Annotated in this window: 21 protein-coding genes and 1 tRNA gene; 19 read left to right on the top strand and 3 right to left on the bottom strand. The window is 50.5% G+C overall.

Translation table 11 applies throughout. The annotated features are described in order from the left end of the window. Positions 1–100 precede the first annotated feature (100 nt). From ACZ92H_RS04090 to ACZ92H_RS04075, 4 genes are all read left to right on the top strand, one after another. Positions 101–179: transfer RNA gene (locus tag ACZ92H_RS04090), tRNA-Ile, on the top strand. A 463-nt stretch (positions 180–642) separates the two neighbouring features. Beyond that, positions 643–984 (top strand): hypothetical protein, encoded by a 342-nt coding sequence (locus ACZ92H_RS04085; protein WP_465047940.1) that lies wholly within the window; start codon positions 643–645, stop codon positions 982–984. A gap of 27 nt (positions 985–1,011) precedes the next feature. After that, positions 1,012–1,224, top strand: a complete 213-nt coding sequence (locus tag ACZ92H_RS04080; protein ID WP_139179234.1) for a hypothetical protein — start codon at positions 1,012–1,014, stop codon at positions 1,222–1,224. 273 nt (positions 1,225–1,497) lie between these two features. Next, the gene (locus tag ACZ92H_RS04075) at positions 1,498–1,713 is read left to right on the top strand and encodes a major coat protein (RefSeq protein ID WP_465047941.1); all 216 of its coding nucleotides are present in this window, start codon (positions 1,498–1,500) and stop codon (positions 1,711–1,713) included. A gap of 650 nt (positions 1,714–2,363) precedes the next feature. Here ACZ92H_RS04075 and ACZ92H_RS04070 read toward each other — a convergent pair. Next, entirely contained in the window at positions 2,364–2,759 is a 396-nt protein-coding gene (locus ACZ92H_RS04070; RefSeq protein ID WP_465047942.1) for a hypothetical protein, read from the bottom strand. A gap of 103 nt (positions 2,760–2,862) precedes the next feature. Here ACZ92H_RS04070 and ACZ92H_RS04065 point away from each other — a divergent pair, with 103 nt between their 5' ends. The 4 genes from ACZ92H_RS04065 (at position 2,863) to ACZ92H_RS04050 (ending at position 6,335) form a co-directional block, all read left to right on the top strand. Beyond that, positions 2,863–3,132, top strand: coding sequence for a hypothetical protein (locus ACZ92H_RS04065; protein ID WP_465047943.1), 270 nt, complete (start codon positions 2,863–2,865; stop codon positions 3,130–3,132). A gap of 208 nt (positions 3,133–3,340) precedes the next feature. Further along, positions 3,341–4,201 (top strand): rolling circle replication-associated protein, encoded by an 861-nt coding sequence (locus ACZ92H_RS04060; protein ID WP_465047944.1) that lies wholly within the window; start codon positions 3,341–3,343, stop codon positions 4,199–4,201. Between the two features lie 39 nt (positions 4,202–4,240). Continuing rightward, the gene (locus ACZ92H_RS04055) at positions 4,241–5,110 is read left to right on the top strand and encodes a tyrosine-type recombinase/integrase (protein ID WP_465047945.1); all 870 of its coding nucleotides are present in this window, start codon (positions 4,241–4,243) and stop codon (positions 5,108–5,110) included. Positions 5,111–5,198: 88 nt separating this feature from the next. Continuing rightward, complete coding sequence (locus ACZ92H_RS04050; protein ID WP_465047946.1) at positions 5,199–6,335, top strand: PIN domain-containing protein; 1,137 nt, start codon at positions 5,199–5,201, stop codon at positions 6,333–6,335. A gap of 264 nt (positions 6,336–6,599) precedes the next feature. Here the strand turns inward: ACZ92H_RS04050 and ACZ92H_RS04045 are convergent, their stop codons facing one another. Both ACZ92H_RS04045 and ACZ92H_RS04040 read right to left on the bottom strand, forming a co-directional pair. Beyond that, entirely contained in the window at positions 6,600–7,607 is a 1,008-nt protein-coding gene (locus ACZ92H_RS04045) for a phage integrase (protein ID WP_465047947.1), read from the bottom strand. Next, complete coding sequence (locus tag ACZ92H_RS04040) at positions 7,588–8,142, bottom strand: hypothetical protein (protein WP_465047948.1); 555 nt, start codon at positions 8,140–8,142, stop codon at positions 7,588–7,590. The genes ACZ92H_RS04045 and ACZ92H_RS04040 overlap by 20 nt, the downstream gene beginning before the upstream one ends. A gap of 478 nt (positions 8,143–8,620) precedes the next feature. Here ACZ92H_RS04040 and ACZ92H_RS04035 point away from each other — a divergent pair, with 478 nt between their 5' ends. The 11 genes from ACZ92H_RS04035 to ACZ92H_RS03985 all read left to right on the top strand — a co-directional run bounded on the left by ACZ92H_RS04035 (position 8,621) and on the right by ACZ92H_RS03985 (position 18,630). Continuing rightward, the gene (locus tag ACZ92H_RS04035) at positions 8,621–10,033 is read left to right on the top strand and encodes a replication initiation factor domain-containing protein (protein WP_465047949.1); all 1,413 of its coding nucleotides are present in this window, start codon (positions 8,621–8,623) and stop codon (positions 10,031–10,033) included. A 22-nt stretch (positions 10,034–10,055) separates the two neighbouring features. Further along, positions 10,056–10,391, top strand: coding sequence for a hypothetical protein (locus ACZ92H_RS04030; protein WP_102294180.1), 336 nt, complete (start codon positions 10,056–10,058; stop codon positions 10,389–10,391). A gap of 278 nt (positions 10,392–10,669) precedes the next feature. Beyond that, positions 10,670–10,948: a hypothetical protein gene (locus ACZ92H_RS04025; protein WP_465047950.1), complete on the top strand. Its 279-nt coding sequence runs from the start codon at positions 10,670–10,672 to the stop codon at positions 10,946–10,948. A 472-nt stretch (positions 10,949–11,420) separates the two neighbouring features. Further along, positions 11,421–11,636 carry a major coat protein gene (locus ACZ92H_RS04020; RefSeq protein WP_436549844.1) on the top strand — a complete coding sequence of 72 codons (216 nt, stop codon included), beginning with the start codon at positions 11,421–11,423 and terminating at the stop codon, positions 11,634–11,636. A gap of 66 nt (positions 11,637–11,702) precedes the next feature. Beyond that, positions 11,703–13,238, top strand: a complete 1,536-nt coding sequence (locus tag ACZ92H_RS04015) for a hypothetical protein (protein WP_465047951.1) — start codon at positions 11,703–11,705, stop codon at positions 13,236–13,238. 2 nt (positions 13,239–13,240) lie between these two features. Next, the gene (locus tag ACZ92H_RS04010; protein WP_465047952.1) at positions 13,241–13,672 is read left to right on the top strand and encodes a hypothetical protein; all 432 of its coding nucleotides are present in this window, start codon (positions 13,241–13,243) and stop codon (positions 13,670–13,672) included. A 10-nt stretch (positions 13,673–13,682) separates the two neighbouring features. Then, positions 13,683–13,985, top strand: a complete 303-nt coding sequence (locus ACZ92H_RS04005) for a hypothetical protein (RefSeq protein ID WP_070345888.1) — start codon at positions 13,683–13,685, stop codon at positions 13,983–13,985. A 188-nt stretch (positions 13,986–14,173) separates the two neighbouring features. Then, positions 14,174–15,328 carry a zonular occludens toxin domain-containing protein gene (locus tag ACZ92H_RS04000; RefSeq protein WP_465047953.1) on the top strand — a complete coding sequence of 385 codons (1,155 nt, stop codon included), beginning with the start codon at positions 14,174–14,176 and terminating at the stop codon, positions 15,326–15,328. Continuing rightward, positions 15,325–16,614 carry a type II secretion system protein GspD gene (locus ACZ92H_RS03995; protein WP_465047954.1) on the top strand — a complete coding sequence of 430 codons (1,290 nt, stop codon included), beginning with the start codon at positions 15,325–15,327 and terminating at the stop codon, positions 16,612–16,614. The genes ACZ92H_RS04000 and ACZ92H_RS03995 overlap by 4 nt, the downstream gene beginning before the upstream one ends. Before the next feature lie 345 nt (positions 16,615–16,959). Then, entirely contained in the window at positions 16,960–17,187 is a 228-nt protein-coding gene (locus ACZ92H_RS03990) for a hypothetical protein (protein ID WP_465047955.1), read from the top strand. Positions 17,188–18,066: 879 nt separating this feature from the next. Next, positions 18,067–18,630 carry a hypothetical protein gene (locus ACZ92H_RS03985; protein WP_331777013.1) on the top strand — a complete coding sequence of 188 codons (564 nt, stop codon included), beginning with the start codon at positions 18,067–18,069 and terminating at the stop codon, positions 18,628–18,630. Positions 18,631–19,180: the final 550 nt, after the last annotated feature.

Below are 19,180 nucleotides of genomic sequence, written 5' to 3'. Positions count from 1 at the left end.
AGGGCTTGACGTGCGCCCCTGATACCCCTATCCTCGCGTGTCCGTTTCCAAAACGGCCGCGCGAGGCGGGCATCAACAGCGCCGCCCCGCCACAGTCCCCGGGCCTCTAGCTCATGCTTGGTTAGAGCAGCGGACTCATAATCCGTTGGTGCCGTGTTCGACTCACGGGAGGCCCACCATTTTTACGTAGCTGCTCATGGGCAGCTATGATCCGCACTACCTCGTCTGCAGGGACGCCCGACTCTTCAATGATTTTTATAGTCGTATGGAAGTCGGGCACTCTCTCGCCATTTACATAGCGATCCAGTGTCTTCTGAGGCACTCCCCACGCCTTCGCTACAGGCAGCACTTTCCTACCCTGTAACGCTTTTGCTATCAATTCCTGATATTCCATAGTATTTTCTCATTGGCAATTAGTCCAAATGGACATTAATATCGCACTCAGCTAGTCCAAACGGACATTTTAATTTGTCCGATTGGACGAAGTTAACGATAGCACATTCAGGTTGAATGTAAACCGCTCAGTCTCCGGCCCACGGGCCGCCTGTTTGCCCACTGGTACGCCTTGGGAGGTTTTTTCGGCTGCTGATCCGTGCAAAAACTTAATCGCTCTAGCGGGCGACTTACTTCAAGGAAAAGACCATGAAAAATACCATTCAAATTTTGCACGTCACCCAAGTGGCTGGCCGTTCGAAAAAAACCGGCAATGACTACGATATGCGCATGGCGCAATGCATCGTCCACAAACCGAACCGCGATACCGGCGTCATCGAGCCGTTGATTGGTGAGCTGGTCTTGCCGGAACGCTTCAAAGACACTCAGCCTGGCATGTATGAGGTCGAGTTTGAAGTGTCGATCTCGCAAGACAAGCGTGTCGGTTCGCAGGTCTTCTCCATCACTCCAGTTTCCTCCGCATCGCAAGCAAAACCCGCTGCAGCGGCTCCCGCCGTCAAGGCGAACCCAGGTCAACAAACTGGCTCGTAATTTTCCATGCCTGTCTGCGTTGAAGGAATGTCCCTCACCACGGCGCCTCGTACGCCGGGACTTTCTCCGTATATTCCTGTTCCTTTTCGTAATGATCCCAATGCTTGCACTTGGGTCATGCAAACCGGTCGTGAGTACGCTGAGGCGCAGGCTGCACAACAGGAGTTACAGGATATGTTTTTGCCGGTGATTTTGGTCGTTATTTTTGTCCTCGGCTGGATAGCGGGGGCGCAACGATGATGCTTCTTAAAAATCTCTGGCCCGTTCTGTTTTTGGCTGGCCTGTTTGTCTGCGGCGTGTATCTGGCCAAGTACGTTATTGCCCGTTTTTTGGAGCACAAATAATGACTATCGCTGCTGTCGTTGGCTATGCCTTGGGTGCGTTTGGTATTGGGTATGCCGCTGGCTCGATACAGCGAATTATCCGGCGCTCTATCGAAATTTTGGATTAGCTTTCTTTTGGCGCGTGGCCGTCGTCAATCGTACTCGTAGGCCAAATTTTAAGGATTTGAACATGAACAAAAATATTCTGCGTGGTTTGGCTCTGGTGGGTGCTGTGGCTGCTTCGGCCGGTGCGTCGGCTGCTGACGATCAAGGTGTTGCCGCGATCACTGCATTGTCCGGCACGGCCACTACCTACATCTCGGCAGCGTTCGCGGTTGCCGTTCTGGTCGCCGGTGGCTTCTGGGGTATCAAGATGATGAAAAAGGCATTCTCCAAAGCTGGCTAAGTCTGGCTTTGTTGTGCGGGCGGCTTCGGTCGCCCTTTTTTTTGGGGGAAGCCTAATGCGTTCCGTTTTATGTTTTGTCATGCTCCTGTTCGCTAATGTAGCTCCAGCATTTGCCGGGACAATCGTTTTTACTAACGGGTCATCCAGATACGTTGTTAAGAGTCCAAATTGCGCTGGAATATTACCGGCTGTTCAAGCTACCTATAGTGGGACGATTCCATCTATCTGTGAAGGGCCTGATACAAGTGGCTATTACTACGTAAAGTTCAAGGCTACAGAGATTGCGCAACAGGGCTATTTGAGGGAGGAATGTGACCTCAAGCGCTTCAATACAAATATGAATAAGCCTCTCGGTCAGCGATGTGAGCGGCTCAAATGCAATGACGGTGACTCTGTCGGCACGTATAAAGTGGCTACCGCATATTGGCAAATTCAGCCGCATGCCTTGAAGCAAGCGATCATGCCTGACGGCGATGCCAAAAACTACAAGGTATGTATTGAAGGCTGCGTTGCGCGCACGACCTCCGTAACTGCCTGTAATCAAACGCGGGTAGTGTCCCCAAATTTGGAGCTTGTCAGTTGCAATTTGGCGATGGAAGAAACTGGGCAGAAGTGTTCAATTTGGGGCGATCCTACCGATGTGCCTGCCTTTAACGGGTCAGTTGGCCCGGGTGATGGTACCGGTACGGGAACGGAGACGCCTGACCCAAATAATCCGGGTACCGGTACGGGAACGGAGACGCCTGACCCAAATAATCCGGGTACCGGCACTGGTACGGGAACTGGTACGGGAACTGGCACTGGTACTGGAAATGGTACTGATACAGGCACAGGTACGGGCACAGGAACAGGGACAGGCACAGGGACAGGGACAGGGACAGGGACAGGCACAGGGACAGGCACAGGGACAGGGGCAGGCACAGGGACAGGCACAGGCACAGGCACAGGCACAGGCACAGGCACAGGCACAGGCACAGGCACAGGCACAGGCACGGGCACAGGCACAGGAACGGATGGCCCGTCCGCATCGGAGCGAGGAGCGACACGACTTCAAAGTTTTAGCGGGCAGTCCGCTGCCTTGTTTAGTGCCTTGTCGCTGCACGTTGGCCAGCACTGCCCACTCTGAAAAACCGTTTTGAAAGTTTGCATATGAAGCAGCTTGAGGATGATAAGACGATTGATCTACTCGGCCCGATTAAACGCGGCAGGGGACGTCCGGCGACTGGCGCGGCAAAGTCTAGTGCGCAACGGCAAAAAGATCGTAGGGAGCGTTTGCGTGACGATGGCAAGGCATTTCTGACGGTGCATGTAGATGCGCAGGTGCTGGCCGGATTGAAGGCGTATATCCGCTTCAAGGACATTACGCCGGATCAGGTGATAGAGAAATTATTGCGTCAGCAATTGCTGCGCAAACGGTAGCGGAAAGCTTGGTGCCGCTATCTGCGCGCAGCGCGGGTGGCGGCGCGAAGCGCCGCTAAACTTGTAATAGGAATACTTAACGGAAAGCAGCACGGGAATTGACCGTTTCCCATAGGCTGAAGAAGGAATTTGAAGTTAAAAAAAAGACCCCAAGGAGGTCGAAACTCTTTGAGGTCTTCCACCTAACCAAGTCGTGATTGGATAAGCAGTGAACGAATTAGATTATGAAACTACTCTTGCGTCAATTGATTTTACAAAAGCTGATGAGCGGGAAAGGGGAGGATGGTGGGATGGCTATACGCTCCGTAGGCGTGATTTTGCTGATGGGCAAACTGAGGTGACGGTGTGTCGCGAAAAACACTTCTCAGGGGCTGCTATCAAGAAACAGCGTGCTGTACGTGGTGAGTCTGAGAACCGGGAAGTGAATGATGACATTGCATCGCGCAATGCTAAAAAAAATGTGCGGTTGAAGTGCAAGACGTTGGGGGTTGATCGCATGGTGACGTTGACGTACCGCGAGAATATGGTTGATCGAGCTACGGCTCTTAAGCATTGGGATTTGTTTAGGCGTAGGTTGGGTAAGCATAAGCAGTTTCGATATGTGGCGGTCATTGAGGAACAGGCGCGTGGCGCCTTGCATTTCCATGTGGCGGTCGCTGGTCGCCAGATGTACGCTTTGCTGCGGTCGATTTGGCAAAGCATTTTGGGCCTTGGGCCGGACGGTGAGCAGATGGGCCAGGTCAACGTGCGGGATCCTAACAAATTCGGTTTCAATAATAAAGGGAATCATCGTATTGCCAGTTACATTGCCAAGTATTGCGGCAAGGAAATGCAGTGTCGAAATTTGAACCAAAAACGTTATTTCGCTAGCAAGGGCATTCCGGTCCCGGATGTACAGACGTACTGGATAGCTGCGAAAAATATGCTGGGTGCGGTGCAAGCTGCCTTTTCAGCACTTGCCGGATATGATTTGACCGGTATGCAGACTTGGTGCAATAACGGTCTTCAGGTTTGTTATTTGGCAACTGGGCCGGGTTGTGCTCCAGGGACAGACTGGTGTCCATTCTGATATAGTTGGTTTATGGCAACATTATTATGGGGCGCATAGATGGTAGTTGCTGGCTTAGAACTGGAAACTTTGAGTGGAAAGACCTGGTGCGATGCGGTAGATCGCTGGTTGCTCGAAAAGGCGGATAAGGCGTCCTTGCATTCTGATAAGTGCATTTTTCGATGGCTTGAGCCACTCTTGTCTGGTTATGATATAAACGATATAAATCGTTCTGTTGTAGACGCTATTGCCAAAAAGAAGCGCGCCACCGGCGTCCGAAATGGTACTGTGAATAGGACGTTAGCTTTGCTGCGTTCTGTGCTTATACGTGCTTGTATTGATTGGGAGTGGGTTGATGCGATTCCAAAAGTTCGATTATTAAAGGAGCCGGATCGTAGGGTACGTTATTTGACTCAGGATGAGGCTTCTAACTTGCTAAACGAGCTTCCTGAGCATTTGGCTTACATGGTAGCGTTTAGTCTTGCTACCGGTTTGCGAAAGGGCAATGTAATAGGGTTGTGTTGGTCTCAAATTGATATGTTAAGGCGTGTTGCGTGGATTCATCCTGATCAGAGCAAAACGCGCAAGGCTATCGTTGTGCCGCTTAATGACGATGCTATGCGCGTTCTATCATTGCAGCAGGGACGGCATCGCCAAAGTGTGTTCACGTACAACGGAGAGCCTGTAGTGGTGGCTACGACTGCCGCATGGTATAAAGCACTGAAACGGTGCGAAATTGATGATTTTCGCTGGCATGATTTACGTCATACTTGGGCAAGTTGGCATGTTCAACGCGGAACACCATTGCATGTATTGCAGGAGCTCGGCGGCTGGCAGTCGGCTCAGATGGTAAGGCGCTATGCTCATTTTTCAGCTGGGCACCTCGCAGCGCACGCGGCTAATCTTCCAGTGTTAATGAGACATATTTAGTGCGTATGTAATTTTCCTTTAATTTTTCATCCGTTATATGTGCAACGATGGTGATGTTTAATAATACGTTAAAAAAATGAAAATTATATTGGATACGAATGTTTTGCATCAAGAGGGATTGTTCTCAAAAAATATGCAAATTTTAATGAGAATGGTTGAGAGTAAAGACGTAGAAATAAAAGTGCCAGAATTGGTGCGGCGCGAGTATATTTCGAAGGTTGTTGCGGATTCGCACGCTGGGATGCAAAATGCCAAAAGAGCGATGACAGAGTATAGAAAGAGATTTGAGCGAGAGTCTCCGATTGCTTTAGAGCTTGAGAAAATTGAAAAATTGTTGGCTTCTGCAGAAGAGGGTGTCAAGTCATCGGTGGAGGCGACATTCAAATATTGGTCTGCAAAGAATGAAGTTGAAATTTTAAAATTTGATGATTCAAACATTAATAAAGTTCTTGATGATTATTTCTCTGGGGGCGGCGCATTTCGAACTATTAAGAAGAGAGATGATATCCCTGATTCTATAATTGGTTACTGCATCGTTGAATTCATGAAATCCAATGAAAATGTGATAGTTATTGTTAAGGATGGGGCTTTTAAGAATTATCTGTCTACATTGAAGGATTTGAAGATATACGATTCTGTTGAAGAATTTTTATCTAATCCAGATGTGAAGGTTATTAAGGCGCGTTTAGATGCGACTGATAGAGATATTGAAGACGTAAAAGCGTTTTTAATGGATTTTGATATACGTAAAAGATTTTCTGACTTTATTCTTTCCGATGATGATGTTTTTTCTGAGATTTATGTTGAAGAAGAAACTATGATTGGAATTGAGAAATTAGGTATGCCGGTATTTGGTGCTTCAATAAATGGGGCATATAGGGATGGTTCTGTGGTGGAATTCGGCGATGTCGAGTATATTTCTCCTGGGGGTTTTTCTGTTGCGGTGAAGATTAAGTCTAATGCGTGGATTTGTTATTACACCGATTATTCAACTTATTTGGCTTTGCCAAAAAATAGGTCTGAATTATTAAGTTTCGATGGGATGGATGGGCGCGGCTTGGTTGAAATTAGTGAGCGACGGAACGTTTTGTTAAGTGGAGACATTGAAATACATTTTGATGCCAGTCTTAAACTTGACGAATTGAATAAGTATTTGAGAGATTTTAAAAATGGCAGTTCGGAAATTGAAGTTGCTGTAAATATTGTTGATGCGGAAATTTTCTAAAATATTGTGTTTTTGATGTAAGTTTTTTAATGCCATTTTTGTCTTTTTTAGATAGGAGAGGTGTCTCATAATCCGTTGGTGCCGTGTTCGACTCACGGGAGGCCCACCAATTAAATCAAGGACTTAGGTGAAAACCTAAGTCCTTTTGTATTTCTACTGTCAACAAAGTGTCAACAGGCATTTCTTGTTTGGCGGGGGGCTTGCATATGTCCTCATCATTTTGATGTGCGTTGACGATAGCTCTGATGACGTCTAGTTTGAGACTCAAGCTGCTTTAAGGGCAGCTAATGGGTTGAGCAGTTTTGCTTCTTGTAAATGCTCTGGGGCCAGATGTGCGTAGCGCATTGTCATTGTCAGGCTTGCGTGCCCTAGGATACGTTGCAACACCAATATATTGCCTCCATTCATCATAAAATGACTTGCGAAAGAGTGGCGGAGGGCATGTGTAAGTTGACCATCCGGGAGTTCGATTCCCGCTCGATCAAGGCCGTCTCGAAACGCTGAGTAGGCATAGCCAAATATGCGAGCGCCGGTTCCATGGGATTTGTAATGATCGTTAAGGGTGCTTTGAAGTTCATCTGAGATTGGAACTGAGCGCACCTTGCCAGATTTTGTATTCGCGAATTGAATTTGCCCATCCCGTACTTGAGACGTTCGTAATTCTTCTGCCTCACTCCACCTGGCCCCAGTGCATAGGCAGACTTGTGTTATTAGGTTCACGTGCGGATTTTGTGCAGTTTGAAGTTCCGCAAGAAGCGTAGCTATTTGCTCATGTGTTAAATATGATAGCTCGGTTTGCTGTATTTTGAACTGGCGGAGTTTGGCAAGTGGGTTCTCTGCTTTCCAGTAGCCGAGTCTTTCGAGTTCGTTGAATACAGACCGCAGATATGAGTGTTCGCGGTTCATATTGTTCGCCGAAATTCCCGCTTCGATTCGGCGAGTTCGGTACTCGGCAAACATGCTGGCGGAGAACGAGCTTGCGATAGGATTGCCCATGGCCGCAGCCATTGCAAGTAGCCGTTGGTTGGTGTCTCGTCCAGAACTTAGACCTATACCATGATGCTCATACCATAGATCGATCAATTCTGATAATTTTCGTAAGTCCTTCTTCTTGGGTAACCATTCCGCACTTTGAGTTACTTGGGACTTTAGCCATGCCTCATGTGCCTTGGCCTCCGCTTGTGTTTTAAGCGTTTTTCGAAAGCGCTTCCCGCCCCTTCCAGCTGGTTGAATGTCTACTAACCAGCCACCATTAGCTTTGCTTATTGCCATCGTCTTCAGGTCCGTCCATATTTTCGTTGAATGAAGTATGCCGTAGTAGCCGTGAGTCGAAATAGCCCTTGATGCCACCTTCACTGGTCTGGACACGTCTTGTTAGGTATCCCAGGCGCTCTGTATCACGTGCGCATCGCAACTCATAGATTTCGGAGAGCTCATCTTTAGTGATCGTAGTTCGACTCTCTTCTGTCATCTTTTTGAAAATTTCCGCCTTGCGTTTTATGTACCGCATGCTAGCAATTTGTTCTGGTTTTTCAGCCAGATTAATTTCTGACTGATATGCATCGGCAATGCCAATTTGACCATGCGCGGAGTCTGTAATTCCCGTGGTGAGCCATAAGGCGTGTTCGGGCCACGCCTGGCAAATTGTTTCAATCATGTCGGGGTTCGGACGTTGGCGGTCATAGTAGAAGCTCTTCCAATTCTCCGCAGGAATGCCCGTTAGCTCTTGGAGCTGCGCAAATTTTCCGCGACGATCAGCCCGCGCATCAATCATCAATTTCATCCTACCTGCAAGCGTATCGATCATATGACTCCCCGATTGTTGTGTTTAATGCATCAATAGGAATGCATTGCGTATGTCAATCTTACCTGTTTAGTGTGTAATGCACCAAAAAGAGTTGTAATTAAGCATTATTGGTGATAGCCTTCGTCTATTGAGTGTGTATTGCACTCTATTTGAGGTTTTATGCACATGAATCATCAAAATTCCACATTTCCTCCGGTCCCTTTGATGACCAGAGAGTTATTTTCAGCTGCTATCGGCTTGCCTCTGAGTGTCTTTAAGGCTCAGTGTGAGCGAGGCTATTGGCCTCAAATAACAATCGGTAAGCGTGTCTTTGTGAACGTGGAGGCCGTACGCACCTTGGCTGCGCAACGTGCCCAGGAGTTCTCGCTTTGAGTACCTGCGTTTTGGCGGCGAAGGTATGTTCCGTCTCGTCTAACTTGGGTTCGATCACGCGTGCTCTTGTTCTCGATTTTTTCAATGCACACCAAGAGGCAAAGGCATGAGACCGCCACGTCATTCTCTGATAAAGCGTGCGTCTGATCGCACCTACAACCCTTATGCCGAAGCTTCTGGCTGTTCGACGCGATCCCGTGTCTTTGATTCACAAATGCATGGCGTCGGCGATCCTTCGCCAGGTCGCGCTGACCGTGCCGACAGCGCGCCAGCGCTGCCGGTGCGGAGCAGCGCGATTGCCGGAAACGCCGGGTTAGTGCCGAAAATAGCGCATGTAAGCGCCACCGAATGCTCCCCCATTAATAACATGGGGGAAAACTTAGAAGGCGCCTATTCTGACTCTTGGGAAAGCGTCTGTGATGAAGATTTCGGAGAAGTGAAGCTAGTTTTGGCTGGCAAAGGCGAAACGAAGACTTTGCTGGTTCGTCGTCCATCGTCAGCTCAATGCTGCGTAATCGATTGGATGAATTTCACGTTATCAGAAGATACCTGGTCAAAGACTGCTGGACGAACACTGATTAGTGACGAGGAATACCTAGAAGAGGCCAGTCGTCATTTCGAAAAGATTTTTGGTTTTGGCGTTACAACGCATCGTGGTCAGAGGCTAAATTTCTATACAGATTCGTGGGTACTTGGCGATGGTATGGGGTTTGTCGGCTTCGGAAAGCAAAACAGAACCATGTTGATCATGCTTTCGGGCCAGGGTTGTATGAATGCAATCCCAGGTTGGGAGAAGCGTCTGTATGACTTCCTAACGCAGGTAGCTGTACGTCCGTCGATCTCTCGTATAGACCTCGCACATGATGATTTTGACGGCTCATACCTATCCGTAGATTGGGCTTATCAACAGTGGAAGGATGGCGGTTTTAACTTTAGAAAAGGTGGTCGCCCGCCTGAAATTCAGAAGCTTGGAAATTGGGACCGTCCTAGTGGCAAGGGCCGTACGCTCACAATTGGTCAGCGTACTTCGAGCAAGTATTTCCGTTTTTACGAAAAAGGTAAAAAAGAAGGTGACAAGTCATCTCTGTGGGGGCGTGCTGAAGCTGAGTTGAAAAATAATAACACCATCATAGACATGGCAGTTTTACTGAATCCAAGTAGTGTCTTTGTTGGGCTATATCCATGTTTGGCACAGTTTGACAGCAGGCAGACCCCAGTGCGGTTGGTTGTTAAGGCCCGCGCTCAGAGCATTACGATTGAGGACTCCATTGCGATTACAAAGCGCCAGTTCGGAAAATATATACGTGTTTTTCGGGCGTTGTTCGGAGACAAGGAAACGCTCGATTTTATTACCAATGAGGACGAAAACGCCTTTCCAAAGCGACTTAAACCGTTTCTCAGTTTTGCTGATAGTGGACCGGTTCCAATGCATAAGGAAACACCGGTAAACATCCCCGAATTTATTTTTATTAAATCCGTCCCCGTCTTCCGGCCTAACGGGGCGAACGGTTTTGCATAGGCCAAGAAACTAAGGATATCCAATGAAATTTAGCTCAACACTCAAAGTCACCGGCATGAAGTTCAGCAAAGGAACAATGGAGAACGGCCAGTCTTACGACAGCACCAAAGTGTATGTCGAGACTGCGCTGGACAACAGCAAGGACTCTGCCATGGGAACTGCTTGCGCAGAGTACGGCCTCGGTAAAGCAGACGAGTACCAAAAATACAAGCACCTCGCCGATGCGTTTCCTTTCATGGCGTTGGCCGAAATGGAAATCGTCACGAACGGCAAGCTCCAAAAAACTGTAATTCATTCGCTGCGTCCGGTTGAGGCAGCCAAGGCAGCTACGCCGGGTGCCAAACATGTTGCCGCATGAGGTTGCGGTTAAGTTCGTAGTCCAAGATGAAGAGTCGGGATGTTTTTTGCTTCCTGTCCAGGGCGACGTAGGCTTTACCCGTTGGCTTCATGAAGCCGGACAGTTTGACGGGTATGACGAGGCTTGCGATACCGCCTCTGTGAACTGTCACGAAGGATATTTTGTGTCGCAGGTCTTATGCGCGGAGGTGTGTAAGTGGATGCAGTAACGCCTGAATTTGTCTTGGCTATTGCAGTAGTCGTCATCTTCTCCTTGGGCTGGATTGCCGGGGGGCAACGATGACGATAAGCACCGTTGAACTTGAAGCCTTATATAGCTTAATGGGCATCAATATATTGTGGTCGGGATTTGCTGGATTTTTTGGTGCATTCAATTTTAGTCATTTAAAAATTGTATTTCAACAGGAGCGTATTGATTCTCTTCCAGTACAGGAAAGGAAATTGGCTCAGGAAATACATGACAAGAAGTATTGTGAAATGTATTCGCCGAAATTTATGCCGGTGATTTGTGCAATTTCTCTCCTATTTTTTATTTCGATTGGAGAGTTGATGTTATGACGATGATTACCACTGATGTTGATTGGTTCAACAGCTTTATTGTTGCTCAGATCACATTTTCTTGGATTGCTGGCTTTCTTGGTGTGATTCTTTACAAATTTACATTTTTCATTTTTTGTTATGAGCGCAAGTTGGCGTCTAAAGTGCGGTGCAGAGAGGGGGGCAAGTGAAAATTCTTCTTGAATCTATTTGGCCGGTTCTGCTATTGACCTCACTTTTCGTCGCCTTTGTGTACCTCGCTAAGTACGTTATTCATCGGATCGTTGATCACAAATGACCATTTATCAAGCTGTTGGCTACTGTCTTACCGCATTCGGCTTGGGATACGCGGGTGGCGCGATTAGACGTATTGCACGTCAAGCTATTGAGGCTCTTGATTGAACCCTTGTTTTACTACAGTAAATTTATCGTAGCACTCCCCGGTGTTGCCAAACCGGGGTTTTATTAACGGCATTTTTTTAGAGAGTCACACATGAACGTAATCATCAAACAGGCGATGGTAGCCGCTTCCGCAATGGCCGCTACCGGTGCAGCCTTCGCAGCTGGCGATCCGGGCGTTGAGGCCATTACTGCGCTGTCCGCGCAGGCGCAAACTTATATCACTGCTGCTTTCGCGGTCGCCGTGTTGGTTGCGGGGGGCTTCTGGGGCATCAAGATGATGAAGAAAGCGTTTGGTAAAGCTGGCTAATCTTCTTCCCGATTTACCTTGCGGCCAGCGTTTAATCACCTGGCCGTTTTATATGGCATCCACTCCATGGCATCGTTCAAGAAAACTGTCGTCATCCTATTTGTATCTGCCACGCTTGCGTTCGTGCCAATCCGGTCTCAGGCGATTGTTCCATTGATTGCGGGCTGGCTTTTAGAGATCACGTACGGTTCTATTCTCATCAGCGATATTGTTGCCGGGGTGACTGGCTCGATATCTGCACTTATGTGGTATGAGTGCAATAAGTTTGGAAGTATCAATACGAGTATGTGTAATAACAAGCCTCCATCGATGCCTGCCGCACAGGCTCCCAAGCCAGCTATCACCGTTAGTCTTAAGCCTGATGCAAAACGAGAAAATCCTGATCCAAAGAAGTTCTCCGACCCGGCCCCAGGTAGTGGCAAGCGCGATGTGACGCCGAAGCCCATCATTGCCGCGTCGGGTAAGGGACCGCCGTCCAGCGCGCAGGGTATCCCTGGCGTTCCAGTAGGTCCTGGCGATATCGGCGTACTGACCCAGGCCCCGCGTGAGTCCAACGTTGGAGCCGCTGGCGTTGACCCGGCCATTCAGATTGCGCAATACAATGGTTCCGTGGCCCGTGGCGGTCCTGTGACCGGTATCGAAGTCGTGCCGCAGAAGACACCGGCTCAGCCAAAGGCTATTCCGTTCATCGCCATACACACCACCTGCGCGGCCAAGACAGATTGTCTTGCGCCTCTGCGGGCCACCGAGAACTATCTCGGCCAGTTCAACGGCTATAAGTACATCAATACCGCAGCTATTGAGTGTTGCTCCGGGACGATGCGGTATGTGAGCATCGCCTACCTTTACGATCAGGCCACGAATGTGACGCTGGTCTGCGATCCAGGCTATGTGGATCGAGGCCAGGACATTAGTGGTAACTATCAGTGCGGCCTTACCGACGCCACCAAGGTCAAGAAACCCGCTGACACCACCTGCGAGGTTCTGTTCGATCCGGCGTCTAAGGCATTCATGACGGACAAGGCCAACCCGGCATGTGATGGGTTGACCGACACCACGGATCTGACGCTTACATCCCAAGACGGCTCGCAGTCTATTGAAGTGGGGGCCAATGCTGGAGACGGTTTCGACATTAGCATTACCAAGTCGGATGGCAGCAAGACGGGCCTCGACACCGGAGTGTACGATCCTGGGACCGGGGGCTATGTCATCGTTCACGTCAACATTACGCCTCCCGAGAAACCCGACAACGGCTTGGGTTGTGGTGGCCCCGGTCAAAGCGCGTGCAGCGTTGAGTTTGCACGCGACGATGCCACTAGTGTCAAGTCCAGTGATACCAACGCCGCCAACCGGACTGCCGACACAGGCATGAAAGGTAAGCTTGATGCGATTAGCTCAAGTCAGTTCAACTGGTCTTTCATTCCCTCGATACCCACGGCAGCCTGTAAAAACCCATCGCTCAAAAGTCCGATAGGCAACGTGACCGTGAGCATGGATATTTGCGTCTGGTTCGACCGTCTCTCGTTCTTTATCAACGCGGTGCTTGGTGTGCTGTGTGTTTACGGCTGTGTTAACCAAATTCAATCTGCCATTCGGGATTGATCATGAGACGATTTCCTTTCCTAATGCTGGGTTTGTCTGTCGTAGGCCTTGCAGTGACAGCCTCGGCCAATGCGCAGACCACTAGCACGGCATGTGGTGGCTCTTCGCAGCCTCGCTGTCAAGTCACTGCACCTGCCGATCAAGCCACAACCGATTACACGAAATCGAACACGGACAATATCGGCTCTTGGAATACTTATTCTCAGTCGCAGATAAATGTTGCATCGAACCGTTTCACTTGGTCGTTTGTACCGAGAATTCCAACTGCGGCCTGCGTCAATCCCATGATCGACGGCCCCAATGGTAGTGGTGCTGTGATGATGGACATTTGCTCCCCGCTTGCCACTTTTCAGACGTTCATTAATGGCGTCTTGGCTTTCTTCTGTCTGCTGGGCTGTGTCCAGCAAATTCGGGCCGCACTGGCCGTCAATTAGGAGCATCATCATGTGGGCAACTCTTATTGGTTATCTCGGCTTCGAGAACACCGCCAAAGTTGGGATGCGCGTTTGGGCAGTCACCACGCTAACGGCGATGGTCGCCGCGCTGTGGGCCGCTGGCCAGGTCTGCGCAAACGTTGTTTGCGGTCCCGTCATTCAAGGCATTAGCCAGTCTCACCCTAACTTCGCAGTGGGCTTGTCGCTTGCATTCAACCCGGTCACGTACACGCTCGCCAGCGTTTATTGCAGCGTGTGGGCAGCATGCGCCCTATACACGTACAAGAAAACCATCCTCGACAAGCTGATTTGACATGTTCGTCTCTACGAGCTGGCGCGCCGCTATATGTCCGTCTAAAGGCGTGTCAGCTTTACATCTACAAGAAACTCACTTTGGATAAATGATGATAATTTTAAAATTCTTTCTGGTCTTTTTGTCTGGCTTGATTGTCGGTTTTATTTTCGGCTTGTTCTCGTCTAAGCGCTATTGGAGACCGTGACATGGCCGTCTACGCAATCACCGGAAAGCTCGGAAGCGGCAAGGGCAAGGGCGCAATGAAACTGTTGCGCGATTACCTGCGCGCTGGCAAGCGCGTTGCGACAAACTGTGACGTGTTCATGGAGCATATGATGCCGGGGCAGTCGAAGCAGACCGTTATTCGCGTGCCGGATAAACCCACGTCGGCGGACCTGTACGCCATCGGCTCAGGCAACCGCTTCATCGACTTCGAGCCTGTGCTCAAATACTCCGCCAAGGGGTTCGAGTACACGCCGCCCGCGCCGCAGCTTCTCCCCGGTTTCGATGAGTCGCACAACGGGGCGCTATTCCTCGACGAATGCGCGTCCTGGTTGAATAGCCGGGACTTCCAAGCTGGCGGACGTAAGGAGCTGTTGGAGTGGGCGATCCATGCACGTAAGTACGGATGGGATGTGTACTTCATCTGCCAGAACATCAGCCAGATTGACAAGCAGTTGCGTGACAGCCTGTTCGAGTACGTGGTGCGCATGAGCCGCCTCGACCGGATGAAAGTGCCGTTTGTTTCGGCCGCCTTCAAGCTGATCACGGCAGGCTTCAGCGACGGCTCACTGCCTCGCATGCATATCGGCGTGGTGCGCCTCGGTTGCTCTCCGGATGGCGTCGTAGCCGACCGCTGGCACTTCCGGGGTGATGACCTGAACCGGGCCTATAACACCACACAAGTTTTCTCGGACAGCTACCCGCATGCTATCCATTGCTTGCTGCCTAGCTGGCACTTGCAGTCACGCACCGGCATCCGTCCTGGCTTCGTTGGCCCTGTACGTATTCCCCAGGACTACGAACTTCTCGCAGTCCGCCCGACTCCTCCCAAACCACCGCACAAGCACATGACCAAGTTTCTCGCAATCGCTCTAATATTTGGCCTCGTACTCGGGGGCGTAGGCTCTCATGTACTTGGACCGATGTTTTTCACCCCCTCTGCCGCCGTGGCCGATGCTGCCAAGCCTGCCAAGTTCTCCGAGACCGTTACCGGCAAAGGGTTTCTCACTAATTCCGGTTCGGTGAGCGTGGTTCTTTCCGATGGCCGTGTTGTATCGCCGCTGCACTTCAAGTCTGGTGCCAGCGGCTGGGAGGCTGAAATCGAGACAGGGCTGTGGGTCAGAGGAGGTGCGCAATGAGACGCTTCCTGTCCTCCCTGATCCTTGCCCCGGTCTTGGCGTTCGCCGCACCTGCTCCGGCTCCGGTTTCATTGAGCTTCGATGCCACGCCGCTGATGGCGTTCGGCGAAGCTATGTTTAAGGCGATCATGCATCGGGACTTCGTGGTATCACCCGACGTTATCGGAATCGACAAACGAATTACGATCAAAGTAAAGAACATCGACGTCGCCGAGCTACCACGCTTCGTTGAAGACCTGCTGCTGCGCGAAGGAATTGCGACGACGCTCAAGGGCGGTATCTACTACCTGTCGCTGAACCGTGAGAGCGGCCCACAGGATGTCATTGCGAGCCAGCAGCTACCTGCGCACTCGGCTGGTCAGGCATTGAGCCCCACTAGCCCGCAAATAGCGCCCATTGGCATCGATGGTCGCGTGGTGCAAGATGCCGCAGGTTTTCAAACGCGGAAAGAAGACGAAGAATCGGAACTTTTTGCGCCCATTCACCGGACCAGCGAATTTGTGAGCGCAGTTGTCGCCGCTGGTTTCGGTGCTAAGGCTGCCACCGTCGCTGGCGAATTAGTGGTGCTTACTGGCTCTAAAGCAGCTGTTTCCAAGATGCTTTCGTTGTGCCGCAGTCTCGACACCCACGCCAAGATGGTCGACGTCTCGGCATCGTGGATTGAAGTCACTAACAGCAGCGGCTCTGGCCGTGGCATTTCATTGGCGGCTTCCTTTCTGGGGGCCAAGCTGGGAGCCTCGCTCGGTACAACTAATTCGGGTTCGGTCATCAGTCTGAAGAACACACGCTTTGAGCTGGTCATCAATGCACTGAACAGCGATACCCGTTTCAAACAGGTTACGAACAGCCGTCTTGTTGGCTATGACAGGACCAAGCTTAAATTGACGGTGGGTGACAAGACGGCCACTGTTTCCAGTAGTGGCAACGACAATGCAGGCAATCGGGTTCAAAACATCGTGTATACGCCGTCCGGGGTCATCATTGACGCCTTGCCTCGCGTCTTGGGGAGTGGAGAAATTAGCCTGGACGTGGACGCGCAGATCAGTAGCTTTAAAGAAAATAGTAGCGGGCTTGTCGGGTCTCCGACACTCATCCTGCGCCAGTTGACCACCACCGTAGGTCTTAAAGATGGTGACGTAATGCTGCTGGGAGGATTGCAGGATACCCAGTCGTCGGAATCGAAATCCGGGTTGAGTTTCCTGCCTGCATCCTGGTCCGCTGGGTCGGACAGCAAGACTCAGACCGATCTAGTGCTCGTGGTATCTGCAAAGGTTTTAGAAGACTAGGGTAAATTGTGTTGCGATTTGCAACAGCTGCAACAGGCTGATGAACGAGCGTTTCATCGCCGTATGTTGTTGCGATTCTGGGATTATCATGGATGGTTGAACGGGGTAATGGCTCAACTAAGTGAGGATGGCAACTCGGCTCAATCACGACGCGCACTCGACTTCTGAGTGTTTATGCGTACATATTTTGGGCTTCGTCCGTCAGGAAACTTTGAAGGCATTGACCGGTTTTATCAACGAGAATTTGCCGTGAAAAGTCGCTAATACCTAGCTGTCGGCACTGACACCGAAGCGAGCAAGGCGATGGGGAATCGTTGCCCCGTACCAATGATCAAAGGGAAAATAATGAAAACATATGTTCGCCTGACTGATGCCGGTTTCGCCGCCAAGATGGAAGATGGGCGTTGGATCGAGCGCTCCGATTTGCTTGACCTGGCTCATGAGCTACACGCCGCTGGTGTAAATGCTGACGATGTGTATTGTGGCGATTGGCGCGAAGGAGAGCATGTTTTGATGTCAGGCCAGCAGGTCGCCTTGAAATTTGAGTTGCGCCGACTCGGGTTGCGCGCATGATTATATTCTTGCGCGCATGATTATATTCTTGGCTGTTGGCGCTGAAGTCGAGTTGCCCTTCAGGGGCAAACCCGAGCGGCTCTAGCGATCTGAGTGTTTATGCGTGAAAATTCCTCGGTACATCTGTCGTCGCACTCGAAGACGGATTTGGTGTTAGTCTTGGCGGTTCAGATTCAAGATAGATGCTGGCGGAGGCTTTGGTCACCCCCTGAAGGTTGTCGTAGCTCCGTCTCCTAGCAAAGAGCGTAGAAGGGGTCAAGGGGACGTGGAATACCGCAGCCAGGTTCATCGGCGAGGATATGCCGCGAAAGCCCCTTGACGCCTTCGCAGTGATCCACGCTCTAGGTGGGGCAGGGGGGACTCACCCCTGCCCCCGCCGCCTCGCAAGCGAGAGACCCCCGGTAGGGCCGTCGGAGACGGTTTGGTGCTCGATACTGATCCTACTGCTGGTGTCTTGTTACTTTTTCGCCCGCTGAGCTAGCGTGGAGCCAGCTGCACTTTTTGCCGCTGCGCTTGTGCGGCCATCGCGCAGGACCTGTGAGGCGGCCGTAGCTGCTTTTGCGGATGTCACTTTTGCTGGGGAAACTTGAGCTAGAGCGCTTCCGGCCGCTGCTTTTGTGTTCTTTCCAGTTGATGAACTGTTAAGTAGTCCTGAAGCCTTGGTGGCGATTTTTGGGGCAGTTACCTTATTTACCATGTTCTTACTCCTTCTAATAGATGGATGAATGCAAGAGCTACGGATGTGACTGTTGGATTTTACTGCTTTTGCTGGATGAATATACAGTTATTTTCTGTTGAGGACGGCTGCTTGCCGGAAATAGCCCGAAATGCTCTAGGTTGTGCGTTAGAATTTCCATTCATGTTGATTAATGGCAATGTATGACGCATATGAAGTCTAAGAGTCGAGCCGAATCCGAGGAAAAGTACCGTGAGGCGCGACTGGTCGCGATGGCGACCTTGGAGCCAGAGGTCCGGCATCTAACAGGACTTGAAGTCAGGTTGATGGAAATCGATCACGTTGCGTTGGCTGCGACTGAAGTCTGGCGCGCGGCGTATAGTGATGTTGGGAGGCTGGCTCATGTGCCCGGTTGGGATTGGTACAAAGAAGCGCGGCGATTTGGTCGCCGTTCAAGGAGACTTGAGTTGGCGATTTGGGTGGGTGATACGCTCTGCGGGCTTGCACTGGGGCGCATCAGTGACCGTCGTGTCGTGGCAACCATACATCTATTGGAAGGCAACCCAACAGGGAACCCGCTAGGTGGAAAGGTCATTCTAATCGCGACTCGCTTTTTGGAAGTCCTTGCTCTTACTTTGGGGTGTAGGGAAGCGGCTATAGACTCCCCTGTCTCCGCGCTTGTGGCTCGCTATCAATCTGCTGGCTTCGTCAAGGAAGTGACGAAAGGTAAGAAAATTGTTAGATTGGCAAAATCTGTCGCGCCTTGACGGGTGACGTATTGCCCTTATTTGGTATATTGTGAATTGGAGTGGGAGGTGATCATGAAATCGAAACCGGCATTTAAGGCCAATAGCGTTAAAGGCACTTCTGTTACTTCCAAGCCAGTTGCAGGATCGGCTCTTGCCCACGCCTCCAAGTCACTTGCGGGATCGGTAGTTGCACAGGCATCCAAGTCACATGCAGGATCTGCATTTGCCCAGGCTTCCAAGTCACTTGCGGGAACGGTAGTTGCTCAGGCATCCAAGTCACATGGAGGATCAGCACTTGCCCAAGCTTCCAAGTCACTTGCGGGATCGGTAGTTGCACAGGCATCCAGGTCACACGCAGCATCAGTCCTTTCGCAAGCTTCCAAGTCAGCTTCTGGGTCGTTTCTGTCTCAAAAAAATATGGAAAACGTTAGCAAGTACATGACGCGGACTCATGAGTCTTTTGCGCGTGGTCTTGCTGCGTCGTCCTTGGATTCTGAGCGGGGTGCCTTGGCGGGAAAAACTCATAAGCGATGATTGTTGATCTTTCTTTGTCGGCCATACAGGCTTC

The organism is Janthinobacterium foliorum (assembly GCF_978021625.1).
The sequence above is the reverse complement of the archived record's forward strand: the minus strand, read 5'-3'. Positions and strand labels throughout refer to the sequence as shown.